The following is a 17032-nucleotide window of genomic DNA, read 5'->3' on the forward strand; positions in this document are numbered from 1 at the left end:
TGGTATAATATGCTGGTACATTCCAAGCAAGAGGTTAACAGCAACTTTGGCTGACATAATGCGCTTTGATAAGTTCTCAGAGGCAGCTCAAGAGGCTGCCATGCGGGCTCTAGAGGTGATGCAGCGGTTCGGACACAGCCAGATGGACACGGAGCACGTCCTCTTGGCGCTGCTGGAGCAGCCCGAGGGAGGTGTAGTCGAGCTGCTGCAAGAGATCGGCGTGGATGCAGACGCCCTGCGGCACCGGGTGGAACAGGCGCTATCTAGCACTCCTTCCGCCGGTCGTCCATACTACCCGACCCCAGGGATCGGGCAGGTGTTCGTGACACCTCGGCTCAAGTTCCTGATGGACAACGCTGCGGCCGAGGCCAAGCGGATGAACGAGGAGGTTGTGTCAGTCGAGCACCTGTTACTGGCCGCCTGTCGGGAGAAGGGCACGGTAGCGGCCCGGATCCTGAGTGAGGCTGGAGTCACTGCGTCCCGAGTGGAGGCCGCCCTGGCCGGTCGTCGGCGCGGGGGCGGCGCTGGGAAGACGGAGGAGGCACGCTTCAAAGCCCTGGCGAAGTACGGTCGCGACCTGACCGCCATGGCCAGGGAGGGCAAGCTCGACCCGGTGATCGGTCGAGACGATGAAGTGCTTAGGGTGATGCAGGTGCTCTCGCGTCGCACCAAGAACAACCCCGTGCTCATTGGCGATGCCGGGGTGGGCAAGACGGCCATCGTGGAGGGATTGGCTCAGCGGATCGCCAGCGATGACGTGCCCGAGATCCTCTCCGGGAAGCGGATCTTCTCTCTGGACATGGGTGCTATGATCGCCGGGACTCGCTTCCGGGGCGAGTTCGAGGAAAGAATGAAGGCGATCCTGCAGGACATAGAGAAGGCCGAGGGTGAGGTCATACTTTTCATCGACGAGTTGCACACCCTGGTAGGAGCGGGAGCGGCCGAGGGCGCGGTGGACGCCAGCAACATGCTCAAGCCGGCATTGGCCCGGGGCGAGCTGCGCTGCATCGGGGCTACCACTCTGAACGAGTACCGGCAGCACATCGAGAAGGACTCGGCTCTGGAGCGCCGATTCGCGCCTGTGTTTGTGGACGAGCCTACGGTGGAAGAGACGATCAACATGCTCCGTGGCCTGCGCGAGCGCTACCAGGAGCATCATCGGGTGCACTTCACCGACGGAGCCCTGGAGGCCGCTGCCAGGCTCTCGCACCGCTACGTGCAGGACCGCCGGCTGCCGGACAAGGCCATTGATCTGATGGACGAGGCGGGCGCGCGCGTGCGCCTGGCGATGTTCAGCGTACCGGCGGAACTCAGGAGCGTGCGCCAGGAGTTGCAGCAGTTGGCCTCCGCCGAGGAGGAGGCCTGGGCCAGCCGCGACTACGAACGGGCTGCGGAGTGCAAGGCCCAAAGGCTGAAGCTCCAATCTCAGTTTGACCAGGAGTACAGCGCCTGGCTGGCAGAGCACAACCTGGACGAGGTCGTCACCGAAGAAGACATTGCCGCGGTGGTGGCGAGTTGGACGGGGATCCCGGTGGCCACCATGCTGCAGACGGAAGCCGAGCGGCTGGTGGCGATGGAGGAGCACCTACACCGTCGCATCGTGGGCCAGGAGGAGGCGGTGGCGGCAGTGGCGGATGCCATCCGGCGGGCGCGATCGGGCCTGAAGGACCCGCGGCGGCCCATCGGCTCCTTCATCTTCTTGGGGCCTTCAGGCGTGGGCAAGACGGAGCTGGCCCGGGCGCTGGCGGAGTTCCTGTTCGACGACGAGGACGCCTTGCTGCGGGTGGACATGACCGAGTACCAGGAGCGACACACGGTGGCCCGGCTGATCGGTGCCCCACCTGGATACGTGGGTTACGACGAGGGCGGCCAACTCACCGAGGCAGTGCGGCGGCGTCCTTACCGGGTGGTCCTGTTCGACGAGATCGAGAAGGCCCACCCCGAAGTCTGGAACGCCTTGCTCCAGATACTGGATGACGGGCGCCTGACAGACGGGCACGGTCGGACGGTGGACTTCCGCAACACCGTGATCGTGATGACGTCGAACGTGGGGACGCGCTACGTGGAGAAGAAGGGCGGTGCCCTGGGCTTCCGTGTTCGGGCGGAAGACTCGGAGGACCCGACGCCGCGACCGGCAGAGGTGGACGAGAGCCTGAAGCGAACTTTCCGGCCCGAGTTCCTGAACCGGATAGATGAGATCATCGTGTTCCACAGTCTGACCGAGAAGCATGTGCGTCAGATCGTCGAGCTGCAGATGCGGGACATCGAAGCGAGACTGCGGGAGCAGGGCATCACCTTGACGCTGACGGACGCGGCCAAGGACTGGCTGGCGATGAAGGGCTACGATCGTCAGTTCGGGGCCCGACCGCTGCGTCGAACGCTGCAGCGACTGGTGGAGAGCCCGCTCAGCATGAAGCTGCTGCGGGGCGAGATCGCGCCGGGCGCGCACGTTCGGGTCGATCTCGAGGGCGACGAACTGGTGTTCCAGACCGAGGGAGCGGATGCCGTCCAGATGGCAGGAGCTTCAGTGTAGGTCTAGCCAAGAGAGGAACGAAAGGGGCCGGCCCGCGGGTCGGCCCCTCTCATGCTCGGCGCTCTCAGTTAGAGGAGCCGACACTTCCGGCCGGTGCGGGGCCGGCTGCCCCTACAAGCGAACCAGCCTGGCCGCGGTGAGCATGATCTCGGCCAGAGAGTACATGTTGGACACTGTGCCCAGGGCCACCCGGTCTCGCAGGCCCAGATAGTCCAAGCAGGTGCCGCATAGGAGAATCTCGGTACCGCAGTCGGATAGGGCGCGGAGGTCCTCCAGCACCGGTGACCCCTCCACTGCCAGGCGGACCCCGGCATTCATGCAGATGATGCGCTGGGGCTTGGGTTCGATCTCCTGAAGAGTGTGGAGGAAGGTGCGCATCAGAAGCGCACCCAGGTCCGGATCGCCCGAGCCCACGACGTCCGAGGCCAGGAGGACCACCACCTCTCCTGAAGGCATGAGCTCCGCGGCCGAGGAGGCGGGGGCAACGATCGGCTTGGGCTCTCCTGAGGGGACCACCGTGATCACGTAGACGTCCCCTGATACCTCTGTCTCCACATTCCACCCAGCCCGCTGAGCCATGCGGGACACGTTCTGGGCCGCGGTGATATTGTCCACCGTGATCACTACCGTCTCACCCGTCTGCATGGCGCGTCGGGCGAGCACCACCGGCTGGGGGCAGGCCAATCCGCGGGCATCTACTCGTTGCATGCCGAATGTTCCTTTCCAGGCCGACAGCTGCCCCGATGATGCCACAAAGGGGGCATGCCCTCAACTCGGCCCTAGAGATGGTCGTCTTTACGGTGGCTTTACGGGATGACCACGGGAGGTTTACTGACGGCCGGGATGCAGGGGTGGTATTGTGTGCCTGTGGGTTACCCTTCCACTCCTTCTGTACGGGAGCGGGGCGCTGTTGGCGAAGGCAGCGCCTCGTTCTCTTTGGTGGACAGCACGCCGGGAGCCAGTCCGGAACGAACGAGAGCTTCGCTAGAGAGGCTGAGCCGGCGAAGAAGGGGGAAGCTGCTGAGGAAGGGAGGCTGCGGGTAGATAGAACGGCCCCGCCATGCCGTGTGCCGGTGAGTTCTGAACCTGCTCACGCAGGTGGGGTCTGCACCGCTCCTTCAGCCAAACCTTCTGACGGGTTTCCGCATCCCGAGCGAGATATGAGACCCCTCTCTTGGACTGTTGGCTCAGAACGTGTTCCCGCATCACGTACACAGCAGAGCCAGTTCAAAGCTAGCACATTAGCGTTGCAGCAGCAAGTCGGGCTCTAAGTCCAGCTCTCCAGCAGTTTCCTTCTCGCGCAGGGCTCGCACCAGGGGCGCGAGCTCGAAATGGCGACCGACGTGGACGAGCTCGTTCAGCGGCTCGTCCAGAGAGTAGACGCGCCAGAACAGCTGCGACGCGCACGTGAACACGGCCACGTAGCGTGCCTGCCGGCCGGCGCTGGTCTGGAAGTACAACCGCAGCATCTCTAGGTCTTCGCTCAGGGGCGCCAACGGGTCGTCGCCTCCGTTTTGGGCTCCTGAGGTGGCGGCGCGCAGCTTGTCCCGCACGCGGTGCAAGACGGTGGCCCGCCTCTCGGGTGAACTGACGTCGAGATAGAGGCTCAACGCCAGTCGGCCGTCGGCATCAAATCGCTGAAGTAGACCCAATTCCTCGTGGCTAACCACAACTCCTCCGTAACGACGACGGGCCACCCCGGGGGAGGAGCGGCCCGCTTCTGCGGCTCACCCTCCGCCGCACCCGGCAACGTGGTGCGGACGGAAGCTTCGTGGCGTCGGTCGAGCTTTGTCTGGCGAACACCACTGTCCCCAGGGCCTCGGCACACTGCATCGTGCGACATGAATATACGAAACAGCCCGACTTCTGTCAAAGGACGGGCAGGTGATGCTCCCCGCCCTTTCCTTCCGGGCGGGGCCCTATCGCCTGCAGACGCCGGTGCGTCCGCCCACGGGGCGCCGGCGTGCACCAAGAGGTGCCCCGCAGGAGCCCCGTGTCAGGGGGCCGCACGGTCCGCCTAGGAGGGGCAAGGCCCCTAGATGCGAGCCCTCGGCCGGGCGAAGCCAGCTCGTCCTGTGCACTCGGGGTGAAGCGCTTGCACGCTGCGTGCCTGCAGAGGGGTTAAACGCAAACGGCGGCCGGAGTTATCTCCGGCCGCCGCGCCAGGCCACCTAAGTTAGGCGGCTGCCTGCTTCTCTTCCCGCTTGCTGAGGTACTCCCGCACCTCCGCGCGGGCCTTCTCATAACGCTTCAGCAAGCCGGCATCCGTGAGCTTGGCCGAGTTCACAGCCCGTCGCGCACAAGACGCACAACCTAGGGAAGCCTTGTAGGAGCCCAGGTCGCACTTCATGCACTCGCTCAGCCGGACCATTGTCAGGCAGAAGGCGAGCTTGTCCTCATGAGTATCGGGCAGAGGCATGATGTACTCCACCAATCTCTGCCATTCAGGACCCCGAAGGTTCGCCACAGCAGGTATGGCTTTGCACGGGAACAGTATTTCGCTGTGGAGAGTCATCCGTCCACCTCTAGCCTAGTAAGAGCCCGAGTTACAAAAGCACGCGCCGCCAGCCCACGGCGGCGCGATCTGACATATACTAACACGGATCGCCCTGGGTGTCAATATACATGTAGGCTGTGCAGATATATGCCAACAGCTGCTTCAGGTCAACTGTTGCCGCGGCTCGAGGCGGCTGAAGGCGACCCAGTATACCGCGGTCGCCATCAGCAGGGCCCCGCCGGCGAGGGCAAACATGGGGCCGTAGCCGAAGCGGACGATGGCCTGGCCGGCGGCGAAGGCCGTGACGGCCCAGGTGGCGTTCCAGGCCACGCTCCGGTAGGCCACTGCCCGCGCTTGCCGGCGGAGGGGGATCACCTCGGCCAGGAAGGCTCCGTCCAGAGGCCAGCCCGCCATCTCGGTTACGTTGCGGGTCAAAATGGCGGCAGTGGCCAGGACGACTCCCGGGTTGAGGGAGAGGAGTAGCAGCAGGGGAACCCCGGCCGCCCGGATGGTGACCATGGCCGGCACCTTTCCCACCCGCCCGGCTAGGGCGGAGGCGGCGACGCTGGCAACTGCTGCCAGGATGGCACTGCTGGCCAGGATGAGGCTGATGCTGGAAGCGGAGAGCCCCAGCTCCCGGCTGAAGTACACGTTGACGAAGGGGGCTATGCAGGCACCGCTCAAGGCGAAGAGCACTGTGGTGGCCACGAAGACGGCGACGCGTCGCCGAACCTGAGCTGGTGGCACCTCGCTCTCGGGCCCTAGTGGCAGGCTGGAAGGGGCGGCTCCCCGATCCGTCCGGTCGGTGGCCATGGACATGGGCAGCACAGCTACCAGACCCAGGAGGGCGCCCACCACTAGGCTGAGGCGGAAGGACGGGATACTCTCGCTGGTGTCGAGGCGGAGCAAGGCGGCGAAGACGGCGGGCAACTGGCCTCCTACCAGGCTGCCGACCGTGCTGGCCACCGACATGGCAGCAGAGTTGGCGGAGAAGACCAGCGTCCTCTCGGCCGGGCCGGTGTTGTCCACTAGATACGGCGTATAGGGCACGATGCGCATGGCAAAGCCTAGCCCGGTGACGAAGTTGAGCCCGGCGAGAGTGGCTGGCCCGGAGGCCAGGGCCATCCCGAGGGCTCCAGCTGCCATCACCACCGTCCCCAGTATGAGGACCGGCCGGGGCCCGACGCGCTCGGAGAGGGCGCCAGCGGGAATGGCGCCCGCGGCGATGGCTCCCATCTGCACCAGGGAAAGCAACCCGATGAAGTCCTCCTGATAGCCGAGGGCCACCAGGTAGAGGTTGTAGAGCAGCAGGAAGATGCCGGAGATGCCCACGTTGGACAGGAACACTGTCCACAGGAAAAGCCGGGCATTGCGGCTGATGCTGGGCCTGCGAACCCGCAGCCAGGCCGGCCGGACCCACGCCATGCGTCGCCTGCCACACAACGAGCGGGCGCGAGGCCCGCTCTGTTGATGTAGTAGTGCAGCAGTATAGTGCTGGCGGCCGGGAAAGCAAGCCGGGCCAGCGGTGAACCTAGGAGAGGGGCGGTCCCGTTGGCGCCTGGCGCCCAGGAGCCTATACTGCGCTCGCGGCGGGGCAAAAAAGTGACGCCGAGGCCGTGCCATCGCCATCTGCGGAGGTCAGATGCTGTCCGCTGGGGAAGAGAGAGCTATCAGTGCGTTCGTGGATGCTTTCGGTCGGCCCCCTGAGGTCGTCGCTCGGGCTCCGGGCAGGGTCAACCTGATCGGCGAGCACACCGACTACAACGACGGGTTCGTGCTGCCGGTGGCTATAGACAGGGCGGTGTACGTAGCTGCGTCGGCCCGAGCCGACGACCGGGTGACGCTGGTGGCGGTGGATTTCGGGGAGAGGGCGGAGTTCGCCTTAGGCCGGATCGAGCGCGATCCGGTGCACGGCTGGAGCAACTACCCTCGGGGGGTGGCGTGGGTCCTCCAGGGTCGCGGGCTCAGGCTCTCGGGGATGGACGCTGCCATCCACGGGGACGTGCCCATAGGGGCCGGGCTGAGCTCGTCTGCCGCGCTGGAGGTGGCGACGGCCAAGGCGCTGCAGGCTCTCTCCGGATTTGCGCTCGATGACGTCGAGCTGGCCCGGGCGGCACAGGAGGCGGAGAACCGCTTTGTGGGCATGCAGTGCGGCATTATGGACCAGTTCGTCTCTGTTCTGGGCCGAAGGGATCACGCTCTGTTGATAGACTGCCGCTTTCTGGAGCACAGGGCCGTGCCCATGCTGGCCGGATACCGGGTGGTGGTGGCCGACACCATGAAGCGGCGCGGGCTGGTTGACTCGCAGTACAACCAGCGCCGGGCCGAATGTGAGGCGGGGGTGAGGCTTCTGCGCCAGCGGCTGGGTGGCATCACCGCCCTGCGGGATGTCACCCCGGCCCAACTGGAAGAGCACAAGGAGGTGCTGCCCGAGGTGGTCTACCGGCGATGCCGGCACGTGGTGCGGGAGAACGAGCGGGTGCTGGCAGCGGTAGCGGCCCTCGGGGCGTCGGACGCGGCCACCTTCGGCCGGCTGATGCTCCAGTCGCACGCCAGTCTGAGGGACGACTATGAAGTCAGCTCCCCGGAGCTGGACTTCATGGTCGATGCGGCCCTAGACATCGGTGGGGTGGTGGGGACCCGCATGACCGGAGCTGGGTTCGGTGGTTGCACCGTTAGCCTGGTGCGCGAGGGTGCGGTAGGCCCCTTGGTTGAGGAACTGCGGAGGCGTTACTCGGAGTGGAGCGGGGTGGCGCCCGATATCTACGTGTGCCGGGCAGAGCAGGGGGCAGAGGCAAAGAGGCTGCCGTGACCACGGCAGCCTCGGTTGCTCATCAGCGGGGCCAGCCCATGACGCGATGAGGTAGGGATGGCGATTAGCGTCTCCTGCTAGGCCTCCTCTTCCTCCTCGTCAGCGATCTCCTCTTCCTCTTCCGCCACTTCCCGCTTGGGGCGAGAGGCACGAGACTGGCGCCTACGGGCAGAAGGAGTCATCTCCTGCTCCTCTTCGTCTTCTGCGGCCGCCCTGCTAGCAGCCCGGAACTCCCGGATGCTCTGGCCGATGGCGCCGCCAATCTGAGGTAGCTTGCCGACGCCGAAAACGATGATGACGATCACGAGGATGATGACGAGTTCGAGTGGCCCGAGATGTGGCATTATCCCCCTCCATAGATCGGTGGCGCCGCTCTCGACGCCCCTCTCCGGTTATCGCATGACAGACCAGGTACCGACACCGGCCGGCATTATAGCACAACGCTAGACGGGGCAAAAGCGCAGGGAGAAACCGAAAGCGCTTCGCCCCAGGCGTGGGTCAAGGCGTCACCTGTACGAACTGGCCCTCGCGCACCTGGAACACGTACACCCGTTGATCCCGCAGGTCGCCCGTCTCGTCGTAGGCGATGCGGCCAGCCAGCCCCTGGTAATCGAGGCGGCGAATGGCGTCGCCCATGGGCTCAGCCGCCACGGTGCGGGCCTCTTGGGCCGCCCGGATGAGAACGTCCATGGCCATGTAGCCCACGATGCTGTAAGTATCTGGGTTGCGCTGCTCCACGGCCTGGTACTGGCGCACCCAATCGTCGCTCACCACGGTGGAGGGGCTGGGGGTGAAGCCGCTCACGTAGGCGCCCTCGGCTGCCTCGCCGGACTCGTCTATGAATGCCGACAGGAAGCAGGCATCGCTCGCCATGAAGGGGGCATCTATCCCGGCCTGACGCAGCTGAGGAAGCAGAACGTACCCCTCGGTCTCATAGGCGGCCAGGAAGACAGCGTCTGGTGCCACCCGGCCAATCTGCTCCACGGCTGCATCGTGACGCTCTACGGCCTCCTCGACCACGATGTCGGCCGCCACGTTCGCGCCCAGGCGGGCTAGGTTCTCAACTAGCAGGTCTCGCAGGCCGTTGCCATAGTCGTCGTCCAGGTGGGCGACGGCGATTCGGGTTGCTCCCAGGTTGCCGACCAGGAACTCGGCATCCACCCGGCCCTGGGTGGCGTCGGTGGCGTTGACGCGGAAGAAGTTGCGGTAGCCGAGGCGGGTAAGGTTCACATTGGAGGCGGTCGGGGTAACTACATTCACGGCCACGTCGGCGTAGATCTCCATTGCCGCCAGGGTCTGGCCGCTGTTGTAGTGGCCGATGATGCCGAGCACTTCCTTGCCTCCGCCTACTTCGGCGGCGATCTGCCGGGCTACCTCCACCGCCACCTCGCTGTCGGCCTCGTCGTCCACCCCCTCGACCACGATGCGCCGGTTCAGCACCCCTCCCTGAGCATTGGCCTGCTCGGCTCGGAGGCGGGCCCCGCCGAGGACGGTCTGACCACCATTGGCCTGGAAGCCGGACAGGGGCACGGCCACGTACACGGTGATCTCGCCTCTGGGGGTTGAGCGGCCACCGCAGGCCGCCAGCAGGCCGGCGTACGCGGGCAGCCCCAGAACAGCTCGTCGGCGCATCCTCACTCCTCCGCTGATCGGCGATATAGCTCGTCGAGGGTGGAGACGACGTCGTTGAGCGAAGAGACCTGCTCCTCGATATCCTGGCTGAGCCGGCGCATTCGTCCGCTATCCACGTCTTGTGCCTCCAAGAGAACCACCTGGGAGTATATGGTGCCCAGGCTATTCACGGTATTCTCCAGCTGCAGCTGCCCCCGCTCCATGGTGCGGGCTAACTCGCGCAGGTTGGCCAACTGGGTTTCCTTGGCGGCCAGGGCCTGCTCCAGGTGGCGGCGGACCTCGGGATCACTCTCGCGCTGGATTCGAGCACGGTAGCGGGCCACGTCATCCGGAGCTGACTTCAGGTCGCGCTGCACTAGGTCATCGCTGCTAAGCTGATCGAGCCGTTGGGCCAATCCGTAGACCTGGCCTAACCACTGATCCACTTGTCCGGCAATGTCGGCCAGCCGGTCGCGCAACACTCCCTCGCGCCGACGGGCGATGCCGGCCTCGATGCCGGTGCGGTATTGCAGGGCCCGCTCTACTTCGGCCTGCAGGTGGGGGAGACGAAGCCGGCGGGGGTCGAAGCGCTGGCGCAGCATGTCGGCCACTACGCGCTCAGTGGTGCGGACATCGGTGATGCTGGTCCATACGATCAGGGCTTCAGCCAACAGGAACAGGATGAGCCAGTACCACCACCGCCAGAAGGGGAAGGGACGAGGGAACAGGCCGATGGCCAGGATGGCCAGGGCGATGGTGACGGCGCTCTCCAGCCGGAAGAGGGCGTGCTCGAGGATGGCGACCAAGGATCTGCGCCTCAGAGTGGACTCACCCATCCTGCATTCTCTCCAGTGCCTCCCGGAGGCCAGCGGCTACTTCATCCAGGTAGCTGCGATCGCCTCGGGCCCGGCCCAGGGCCTGGATGCGGAAGCCGTCGCCGGGGTAGCGAGGAATGACGTGTAGGTGGGCGTGCATGACCACCTGGCCGGCCGGCCGCTCGTTCGCCATCCAGAGATTGACGCCGGAGGCGGAGAGGGCGCGCTTGGCCGCCCTGGCCACCTTGGCTCCGACCAGCATGAGGGCCGAGCTGTCCTCGTCGGGCAGGTCGTACAGGTTCTCCCAGTGCTCGACGGGGACCACCAGGGTATGACCGCGGGTGATGGGGTTGATATCCATGAAGGCCAGGGTCCGATCGTCTCGGTAGACGACGCTAGCCGGTGCCTCGCCAGCGATGATGCGGCAGAACACACATTCGGCTCGATAGGTGGTGGATGGCATCGAGTTCCCCTCGGCCGGGCCAAGCTGGGCGGGTCCGTTCCTGACTGTGCCGTTAGTGTAGCACCAGGAGCGGGGTCTTGGTAAGCGGAGAGGGCGGGCGAGGCGCGGGCGCCGGGTTCGCGATGCTCAGAGCTTGCGGAGGGATGAGCTCCGGCCCCGGCAGCCGGGTCCTGACGCCTGCGCACCCAGAGCAGCGGGTTGACCAGCTCGGTGCCTGCTGGTACGCTGCCGTGGCCATTACGGTTCGGTAATACTGGATGGGGGACATCAGTTGGCTGACTCCCTGCGCGTGTGGACGATAGGCCACAGCGACCGCTCGCTGCCGGAGCTGATCCAGCTGCTGCGGGCGCACTCGATCTCGCTGGTGGTGGACGTGCGCAGCCAGCCCTACAGCCAGTGGGCGCCGCAGTTCAACCGGGAGGCCCTGGCGCGCGGGCTGGAGGCTGCGGACATCGCCTACCGGTACCTGGGGGACGAGCTCGGGGGGCGTGTCGCCGAGGGCAGAGCAGATCTGGAGCTGTGGCTGAGACTGGGTGAGGCTAAGGTAACCGCCATGGAACGGTGCGCTCTGTGGGCCACCAACCGGTCCGACGCCAGGACGGACGCCGCGATTCCCATACCGCGGCCACTGAGGGTCCCGCCTGTCAACCGCGACATGGGTCGGCCACCACATGACTTCTGGGAGCTGCGGGGGAAGGACTCTGGGCTCGCGGTGGAGGCCAGACTGATCCTATGGGGAGCCCATAGTCACGGTGTTGCCACGCGCTTAGCGATGTGAGTGCCGCGGCAGTGCTGTTCAGCGTATGGCAGATGATAGCCGGCACTCCCAGGACACTAGAGAAGCAGCATCCTATCGGGCGACTCTGACGCGGCCAGAACATCCGCGAAGTCTGGTTTGGACTGGCTGGAGGTGGCGACTGAGGAAGATGAAAGGGGAGTCGAGTGCTCCACGTACACAATGGACAGAAGAGAAGATACTGGTTCTGGTCAAGACATATCCCGCGCCGAGCCACAAGTACATAGAGACTTCCTGTATTGCCGGGATTACAGCGGAACATGAATGGCTGCGGCTGTACCCAGTACAATTCCGCATGCTCGACAAGAGATTCAGGAAGTACCAGTGGATCACTGCCAGGATTGTGAAGGACCCTAGCGACCCAAGGCCCGAGAGCCACAAGATCGATCAAGATAGCATAAGGCTAGGGCGCCAAGTCGGCACTCGACGGGACTGGGCTGAACGCTGGAGTTTGGTCCGTCCCTTGGTCGAACCCTCGATGGAGGACCTCTGCTCGAGAGCGCCGCAAGGAAAGCGGTCTCTGGGACTAGTGCGAGTGCGCGAATTCCAGGGTCTTGAGATCCAGCCAGAGGAATGCCCCGATTGGACCGAAGAGGAACTCGCGAAGCTCAGGAGAGAGCAGCTGTCCCTGTTTGGCAGCCACCAAGGACAGCCTCCTATCCTTGAGAAGATGCCCTACGGCTTCTACTACAACTTCCGGTGCGAAGGATTAGGTTGCTCCGGCCATAGGATGAAGGTCCTCGACTGGGAGATCTGCGAGTCGTATCGCAAGTGGCGGCGCGAATACGGCGGTGACTGGGAGAAGCACCTGAGGCAGAAGTTCGAAGCCGAGCTACCACGGAGAGATCTTCATCTCTATGTGGGGACCCTGAGGCGCTTCATGCGCTCCTGGGTGATAGTCGGGCTCTACTATCCGCCGCGCGGGCCGAGTCAGCTGACGATGCTATAGGTGCCTGATTTGCATGCCGTTTCCATCGGCTTGCTGAATCGCTCTGGCAAGGATGGACCGGTGACACTTTGTCGGCTCGCATTCATAGCATAGGAGCGAACACGAGTTCACCCTGGCCAGCCGCAGAACCTCAAGGAGCTCCTGCTCATGAGACGCCAGCGAACGCCGATAGGCGGCGAAGAATGCTGGGTAGTTGCTGTCAGCTCTTAGCTGGCTACGGAGAGGCTTGGGAACGCCCAGGCCTTGCATATGGATATACCTGATTCCGTTGGCTTGCAGAAGGCTGTTAAGCGCGTTCTCTGAGAATCCAGGCTTGCGGCTGCGAGGGTTACTTCGGATGTCAACGACCAGATTCACTCGAGCCTCCAGCAGCACACCAACAAGGCCAGTGGCTGTTCTGCCTTGGTAGCCGATTGTGTAGAGCACTGCATCGTTTGCCATGGCTGTCCCTCGGCAACAATGATGAGGTACTGGCGACGCTCCGCGGCATTCTAGCGCAGCCGCGATTCAGTGCCAAGCTTCCTTCAGGTCAGGAGAAGTACAAGGCGGTGTAGGGCACGGCGAACCCGCCCCTGCTAGCGCTGACGGCCACCGCGCCGGAGCGGGTAAGACGGGACATCGCCGCGCATTTGGGACAGATGCGCGTGATAGCTGGCGATGCCATCAGGCCCAATCTGCGGTTGGAGGTGTGGCGGGTCCGGAACCTGGATGACAAGCTCGGCTGGTTGGTCGCGCTCTGCCGGATGGAGGCAGGGAGTGGCATCGTGTATGTGGACACCCGGGCCCGAGCGGAGGAGTTGGCCGCCCTCCTACGCGGCCAGGGGACGGAGGCACAGCACTACCACGCCGGGATACCGAACCGAGGCCAGGTGCAGGACGACTTCATGGCGGGCCGCACCCGCATCGTAGTCGCCACCGTGGCCTTCGGCTTGGGAATTGACAAGCCGGACATCCGGTTCATCGTTCACTTCGCACCTCCTCCTTCGCTGGAGGCGTACTACCAGGAGGCGGGCCGGGCCGGACGAGATGGGCTACCGGCCCGATGCGTGCTCATGTACAGCCCGGCCGACCGGAGGGTGCTGACTCGCCGGTCCCGACGGGACCGGCTCACCGTCGAGCAACTGCGGGACACACACGCGGCGGTGCGGCGACGGCTGGGCGGGGCATCAGTGGGACGAGTGGCCGAGGCCGACCTGCTACGTGACCTGCAGGTGGACGAACTGACGCTACGAGTGGCTCTGGGATTCCTGGAGCAGGCTGGGCTGCTGCGCCGCGGGTTCGATGTCCCGCGTGCCGCCCGAGTGCGGCTGGATGCCGAGGAGGTGCCGGAAGGCTTAACGCAACTGACCGCCTTCTGCCGGGCCGCCCGGCTGCGCCCGGGGCAGATGCTCAGTCTGGACGTGATGGGGGCGGCGAGGCGGGCGGGCCTTCCGCTGGCGGAGGCTGAGCTCCACCTGGTGCGCTGGGCTGACGAGGGCTGGATTACCTACCGCCCCGCTGGCCGGGACCTGCTTCTGGAGCTGCTGCCCTCGCCGCCCGATGCTCCGGCGCGGGTGCGCGAGCTGCTGGAGCGGCACGCCATGATCCAGGCCCAACGGGTGGACGACATCGCCGCCTATGCCGAGACAAGACGCTGCCGGCACGGCTACGTGGCCCAATACCTGGGCGGAAGGACGGTCAAGCGATGCCAGGCGTGTGACAATTGCCTCGGCGCCTCCACACCGGCTGCCGGCCTTCCCGGAGAGGCAGAGCAGTTGCGGACGGTGCTGGAGTGCGTCGCCGGAGGGCCGTGGAGCTGGGGGCGGGGCAGCCTCATTCGCATCCTGAGGGGAGATCCCAAGGCGCCGGAGCGCGGACGCGAGCAGCCGGGCTTCGGGGCCCTGGCGTTCCGGTCGCGGAGTGCGATCGAAGGCATGCTGGTGCGCCTGGAGGCGGAGGGGTTCCTGGCACGGCGCCAGTTGGCGCATGGCGGTGAGGTGCTCGACCTGACCAGGGCCGGCAGCGAGGCTACGCGTGACCTGGAGATGCTGGAGAGGCTGGTCGAGCCCGCACCGGCGCCGCCTCTGAGCCCGGGCAGAGCCACACCTGAGGGGGACCAGCGGCCGCTCGTGGACGAGGGACTGCTCGGAGCGCTGCGGGCCTGGAGACTGGAGGAGGCGCGGGCCGCCGGTGTGCCGTCGTACTTCATCTTGCACCTGAGCGTACTGCGCGAGATCGCGGCGCGCCGGCCTTCGTCGCTGGAGGAGCTGGGCGCCATCAAGGGAATAGGAAAGGGCAAGCTGGCGCAGTATGGTGAAGCGGTGCTTGGGGTCGTTAGGAGTCACCCTCCGGCCTCTGCTACAATGCAGCACGATGACGAATGAGACCATAGCCGCTGGCATCGCGAGGGGCGAGACCCTGGGGCGACGCGGCGGGCGCGGATGGAGGCTCCGATGCACCATTGGCAGAAGGCATACGAGGTACTGGCTGAGCAACTGGTGACGCAGGGGGTGGACGTCGAGTCCGTCAAGGCTGCGCTCAAGGCCCAACGGATCGAGACGCCCTCCTGGGGCTACGGGGACTCGGGCACCCGCTTCAAGGTGTTCGCCCAGGCCGGGGCGGCGCGGACGCCCTTCGAGAAAGTCGCCGACGCAGCTCAGGTGCACCGATTCACCGGCGTTTGCCCTACGGTGGCCTTGCACATCCCCTGGGATATGGTGGACGACTTCGGAGAGCTGAAAAGCTACGCCGAGAACCTGGGGATGAGGCTGGGCGCCATCAATCCCAACCTCTTCCAGGAGGACGAGTACAAGCTGGGCAGCCTAGCCCACCCGGACGAAGCCGTGCGCCAGAAGGCAGTCGAGCACGTGCTCGAGTGCACGCGGATCGCGCAAGAGGTCGAGTCCGGCATCATAAGCTTGTGGTTGGCGGACGGCACCAACTACCCGGGCCAGGACAGCATCCGGGGGCGGAAGAGGCGGCTGGAAGCGTCTCTGGTGGAGATCTATCAGAGCCTGCCCGCCCGGCAGCGGCTGCTGATCGAGTACAAGTTCTACGAGCCTGCCTTCTACCTCACCGACATCCCCGACTGGGGCACCGCCTACGCGCTCTCGCTCAGGTTGGGCCAGCGAGCCCAGGTGCTGGTGGACCTGGGGCACCACCCGCTGGGCACCAACGTAGAGCAGATCGTGGCCTTCCTTCTGGACGAGGGCAAACTGGGAGGGTTCCACTTCAATGCCCGCAAGTACGGCGACGATGACCTCACCACCGGGTCCATCAATCCCTACGAGCTGTTCCTCATCTACAGCGAGCTGGTCGACGCCGAGCGCGATCCTGCCGTGGACATGGATGTGGCCTACATGATCGACCAGTCCCACAACGTCAAGCCCAAGATCGAGGCCATGATCCAGTCGGTGGTGCAGATCCAGGAGGCCTACGCCAAGGCGCTGCTGGTGGATAGGGAAGCGCTGGCGGAGCACCAGCAGGCGGGCAACATCGTGGCCGCGGAGGAGACGCTGCGGGCGGCCTATGACACGGACGTACGCCCACTTCTGGCACAGGTGAGGGTGGAAATGGGGCTGGAACCCGATCCGCTGGCGGCGTACCGGGCGAGCGGCTACCAGGAGCGCATCGCCAAGGAGCGCGGGACGGCGGGGGGCGGATCAGGGTACCAGGGGGCGTAGTTGGGGCGCGCGGCGGCGCCTATTGCGCAGTGACAGGCGCCGTAAGCGGGTGCTCCGGGCCGGACGGGGCATTGCGTGGGACGGTCCGTCGCGCCGACATCTGGGACTCTGCGTGGCGCCTCCTACTGCACCGGTCTTAGCTCGTCCAGTATCAGTAGCGACAGCCCGGTGGTCCTTGGCAGCCTATGATCGTTGGTGAGGAAGTGAGTCGCTCCGCCCTGGAGCGCTGTTGCCATCTGAATGGCATCTGGCGTCCTTATGCCCCATTCGGCGCGCAAGCGAGCAGCCATCTCCGCCGTGGAGCTTGTCACCGGTAGGGTGGTGAGGCCGTCGGCGTGGAGAAGGATGTCGCGGTACTCGCTCGCGAGGCGCTGGTCCCCGTGGCGCAGCGGCTGAACCAGCACCTCGATCAAGCTCACGACTGAGGTGACGGCATCGAGCTCGTGGCGGTCGAGAGCGGCAAAGAAGGGGCGCACCACACCCATGTAGTCGGGGTGTCTCTGTATGAAGTAGATGAACACAGAGGTATCGAGCCCGACCACGTCGCCCCGCAATGGCTCTAGCCAGTCCACGAATCGCGCTCCTTGTCGACGTAATCCTGTGCGACCACCCTGGCCCATACTTGCTGGCCGAGCCCTTCCAGCTCCAGAACACTGCGCCGTCTGTCAGCGTGGACGTCCCGGCGGGCCAGGGCTGCCAGCTCTTCGATCAGCCGGAGCCGCTCGTCAGGCTGAAGCAGACGCGCCTGTCTCAACGCTTCACGGTACGCCACCGAATCGCCTGCGCCCATTTGATGCCAGCCTCTAGAGGTTTACACCAGAGTATGACAACCGCCACCCGCTGGCAAGGGCCGACACGGAAGCCTGGCCGCGTCTCTCTTGCTCGCCGGACGGA

17 protein-coding genes and 1 other RNA gene are annotated in these 17032 nt (G+C 65.3%); 6 read left to right on the forward strand and 12 right to left on the reverse strand.

The genetic code is table 11. The annotated features are described in order from the left end of the window. The first annotated feature begins 58 nt into the window (after positions 1–58). The gene (locus HPY83_08885; protein ID NPV08063.1) at positions 59–2533 is read left to right on the forward strand and encodes an AAA domain-containing protein; all 2475 of its coding nucleotides are present in this window, start codon (positions 59–61) and stop codon (positions 2531–2533) included. 111 nt (positions 2534–2644) lie between these two features. On the opposite strand, the gene yedF is transcribed toward HPY83_08885, so the two are convergent. From yedF to HPY83_08910, 5 genes are all read right to left on the reverse strand, one after another. Then, the gene (gene yedF, locus HPY83_08890; GenBank protein NPV08064.1) at positions 2645–3241 is read right to left on the reverse strand and encodes a sulfurtransferase-like selenium metabolism protein YedF; all 597 of its coding nucleotides are present in this window, start codon (positions 3239–3241) and stop codon (positions 2645–2647) included. A 340-nt stretch (positions 3242–3581) separates the two neighbouring features. Continuing rightward, positions 3582–3759: non-coding RNA, 6S RNA (gene ssrS, locus HPY83_08895), on the reverse strand. 15 nt (positions 3760–3774) lie between these two features. Then, positions 3775–4203, reverse strand: coding sequence for a hypothetical protein (locus HPY83_08900; GenBank protein ID NPV08065.1), 429 nt, complete (start codon positions 4201–4203; stop codon positions 3775–3777). Between the two features lie 506 nt (positions 4204–4709). Next, positions 4710–4952 carry a hypothetical protein gene (locus HPY83_08905; GenBank protein ID NPV08066.1) on the reverse strand — a complete coding sequence of 81 codons (243 nt, stop codon included), beginning with the start codon at positions 4950–4952 and terminating at the stop codon, positions 4710–4712. A 240-nt stretch (positions 4953–5192) separates the two neighbouring features. Next, positions 5193–6455: an MFS transporter gene (locus HPY83_08910; GenBank protein ID NPV08067.1), complete on the reverse strand. Its 1263-nt coding sequence runs from the start codon at positions 6453–6455 to the stop codon at positions 5193–5195. 217 nt (positions 6456–6672) lie between these two features. Here HPY83_08910 and HPY83_08915 point away from each other — a divergent pair, with 217 nt between their 5' ends. Continuing rightward, complete coding sequence (locus HPY83_08915) at positions 6673–7842, forward strand: galactokinase (GenBank protein NPV08068.1); 1170 nt, start codon at positions 6673–6675, stop codon at positions 7840–7842. A gap of 77 nt (positions 7843–7919) precedes the next feature. Here HPY83_08915 and tatA read toward each other — a convergent pair whose 3' ends face one another. From tatA to HPY83_08935, 4 genes are all read right to left on the reverse strand, one after another. Then, the gene (gene tatA / locus HPY83_08920) at positions 7920–8186 is read right to left on the reverse strand and encodes a twin-arginine translocase TatA/TatE family subunit (protein NPV08069.1); all 267 of its coding nucleotides are present in this window, start codon (positions 8184–8186) and stop codon (positions 7920–7922) included. Positions 8187–8340: 154 nt separating this feature from the next. Next, the gene (locus tag HPY83_08925) at positions 8341–9474 is read right to left on the reverse strand and encodes a branched-chain amino acid ABC transporter substrate-binding protein (protein ID NPV08070.1); all 1134 of its coding nucleotides are present in this window, start codon (positions 9472–9474) and stop codon (positions 8341–8343) included. A 2-nt stretch (positions 9475–9476) separates the two neighbouring features. Next, positions 9477–10289 (reverse strand): hypothetical protein, encoded by an 813-nt coding sequence (locus HPY83_08930; GenBank protein ID NPV08071.1) that lies wholly within the window; start codon positions 10287–10289, stop codon positions 9477–9479. Next, positions 10282–10731 carry an HIT family protein gene (locus tag HPY83_08935; protein NPV08072.1) on the reverse strand — a complete coding sequence of 150 codons (450 nt, stop codon included), beginning with the start codon at positions 10729–10731 and terminating at the stop codon, positions 10282–10284. The genes HPY83_08930 and HPY83_08935 overlap by 8 nt, the downstream gene beginning before the upstream one ends. Positions 10732–11002: 271 nt before the next feature. Here HPY83_08935 and HPY83_08940 point away from each other — a divergent pair, with 271 nt between their 5' ends. Together HPY83_08940 and HPY83_08945 are read left to right on the forward strand one after the other, a co-directional pair. Beyond that, positions 11003–11509 carry a DUF488 domain-containing protein gene (locus HPY83_08940; GenBank protein ID NPV08073.1) on the forward strand — a complete coding sequence of 169 codons (507 nt, stop codon included), beginning with the start codon at positions 11003–11005 and terminating at the stop codon, positions 11507–11509. A gap of 148 nt (positions 11510–11657) precedes the next feature. After that, complete coding sequence (locus tag HPY83_08945) at positions 11658–12476, forward strand: hypothetical protein (GenBank protein ID NPV08074.1); 819 nt, start codon at positions 11658–11660, stop codon at positions 12474–12476. Here the strand turns inward: HPY83_08945 and HPY83_08950 are convergent. Further along, on the reverse strand, positions 12471–12917 hold the full coding sequence (locus tag HPY83_08950) for a DUF488 domain-containing protein (GenBank protein NPV08075.1): 447 nt from the start codon (positions 12915–12917) through the stop codon (positions 12471–12473). The genes HPY83_08945 and HPY83_08950 overlap by 6 nt on opposite strands. 197 nt (positions 12918–13114) lie before the next feature. On the opposite strand from HPY83_08950, the gene HPY83_08955 reads away from it, so the two are divergent. Together HPY83_08955 and rhaI are read left to right on the forward strand one after the other, a co-directional pair. Beyond that, positions 13115–14839, forward strand: coding sequence for a hypothetical protein (locus HPY83_08955; GenBank protein ID NPV08076.1), 1725 nt, complete (start codon positions 13115–13117; stop codon positions 14837–14839). Positions 14840–14908: 69 nt separating this feature from the next. After that, entirely contained in the window at positions 14909–16138 is a 1230-nt protein-coding gene (gene rhaI, locus HPY83_08960) for an L-rhamnose isomerase (GenBank protein ID NPV08077.1), read from the forward strand. A 122-nt stretch (positions 16139–16260) separates the two neighbouring features. Here the strand turns inward: rhaI and HPY83_08965 are convergent, their stop codons facing one another. Further along, the gene (locus HPY83_08965; protein ID NPV08078.1) at positions 16261–16710 is read right to left on the reverse strand and encodes a PIN domain-containing protein; all 450 of its coding nucleotides are present in this window, start codon (positions 16708–16710) and stop codon (positions 16261–16263) included. After that, positions 16698–16928, reverse strand: a complete 231-nt coding sequence (locus HPY83_08970) for a hypothetical protein (protein ID NPV08079.1) — start codon at positions 16926–16928, stop codon at positions 16698–16700. Before HPY83_08970 ends, HPY83_08965 begins: the two co-directional genes overlap by 13 nt. Positions 16929–17032 lie beyond the last annotated feature (104 nt).

This window comes from Anaerolineae bacterium, from assembly GCA_013178015.1.
Lineage (GTDB): Bacteria > Chloroflexota > Anaerolineae > DRVO01 > DRVO01 > Ch71.

What these genes read in the sequence shown, in the direction of transcription:
- yedF (NPV08064.1), bottom strand. Translation starts at nt 3,241, where the DNA reads ATGCAACGAGTAGATGCCCGCGGATTGGCCTGCCCCCAGCCGGTGGTG.
- tatA (NPV08069.1), bottom strand. Translation starts at nt 8,186, where the DNA reads ATGCCACATCTCGGGCCACTCGAACTCGTCATCATCCTCGTGATCGTC.
- HPY83_08930 (NPV08071.1), bottom strand. Translation starts at nt 10,289, where the DNA reads ATGGGTGAGTCCACTCTGAGGCGCAGATCCTTGGTCGCCATCCTCGAG.
- HPY83_08945 (NPV08074.1), top strand. Translation starts at nt 11,658, where the DNA reads ATGAAAGGGGAGTCGAGTGCTCCACGTACACAATGGACAGAAGAGAAG.
- HPY83_08955 (NPV08076.1), top strand. Translation starts at nt 13,115, where the DNA reads ATGCGCGTGATAGCTGGCGATGCCATCAGGCCCAATCTGCGGTTGGAG.
- HPY83_08970 (NPV08079.1), bottom strand. Translation starts at nt 16,928, where the DNA reads ATGGGCGCAGGCGATTCGGTGGCGTACCGTGAAGCGTTGAGACAGGCG.
- HPY83_08910 (NPV08067.1), bottom strand. Translation starts at nt 6,455, where the DNA reads ATGGCGTGGGTCCGGCCGGCCTGGCTGCGGGTTCGCAGGCCCAGCATC.
- rhaI (NPV08077.1), top strand. Translation starts at nt 14,909, where the DNA reads ATGCACCATTGGCAGAAGGCATACGAGGTACTGGCTGAGCAACTGGTG.
- HPY83_08885 (NPV08063.1), top strand. Translation starts at nt 59, where the DNA reads ATGCGCTTTGATAAGTTCTCAGAGGCAGCTCAAGAGGCTGCCATGCGG.
- HPY83_08950 (NPV08075.1), bottom strand. Translation starts at nt 12,917, where the DNA reads ATGGCAAACGATGCAGTGCTCTACACAATCGGCTACCAAGGCAGAACA.
- HPY83_08935 (NPV08072.1), bottom strand. Translation starts at nt 10,731, where the DNA reads ATGCCATCCACCACCTATCGAGCCGAATGTGTGTTCTGCCGCATCATC.
- HPY83_08905 (NPV08066.1), bottom strand. Translation starts at nt 4,952, where the DNA reads ATGCCTCTGCCCGATACTCATGAGGACAAGCTCGCCTTCTGCCTGACA.
- HPY83_08925 (NPV08070.1), bottom strand. Translation starts at nt 9,474, where the DNA reads ATGCGCCGACGAGCTGTTCTGGGGCTGCCCGCGTACGCCGGCCTGCTG.
- HPY83_08915 (NPV08068.1), top strand. Translation starts at nt 6,673, where the DNA reads ATGCTGTCCGCTGGGGAAGAGAGAGCTATCAGTGCGTTCGTGGATGCT.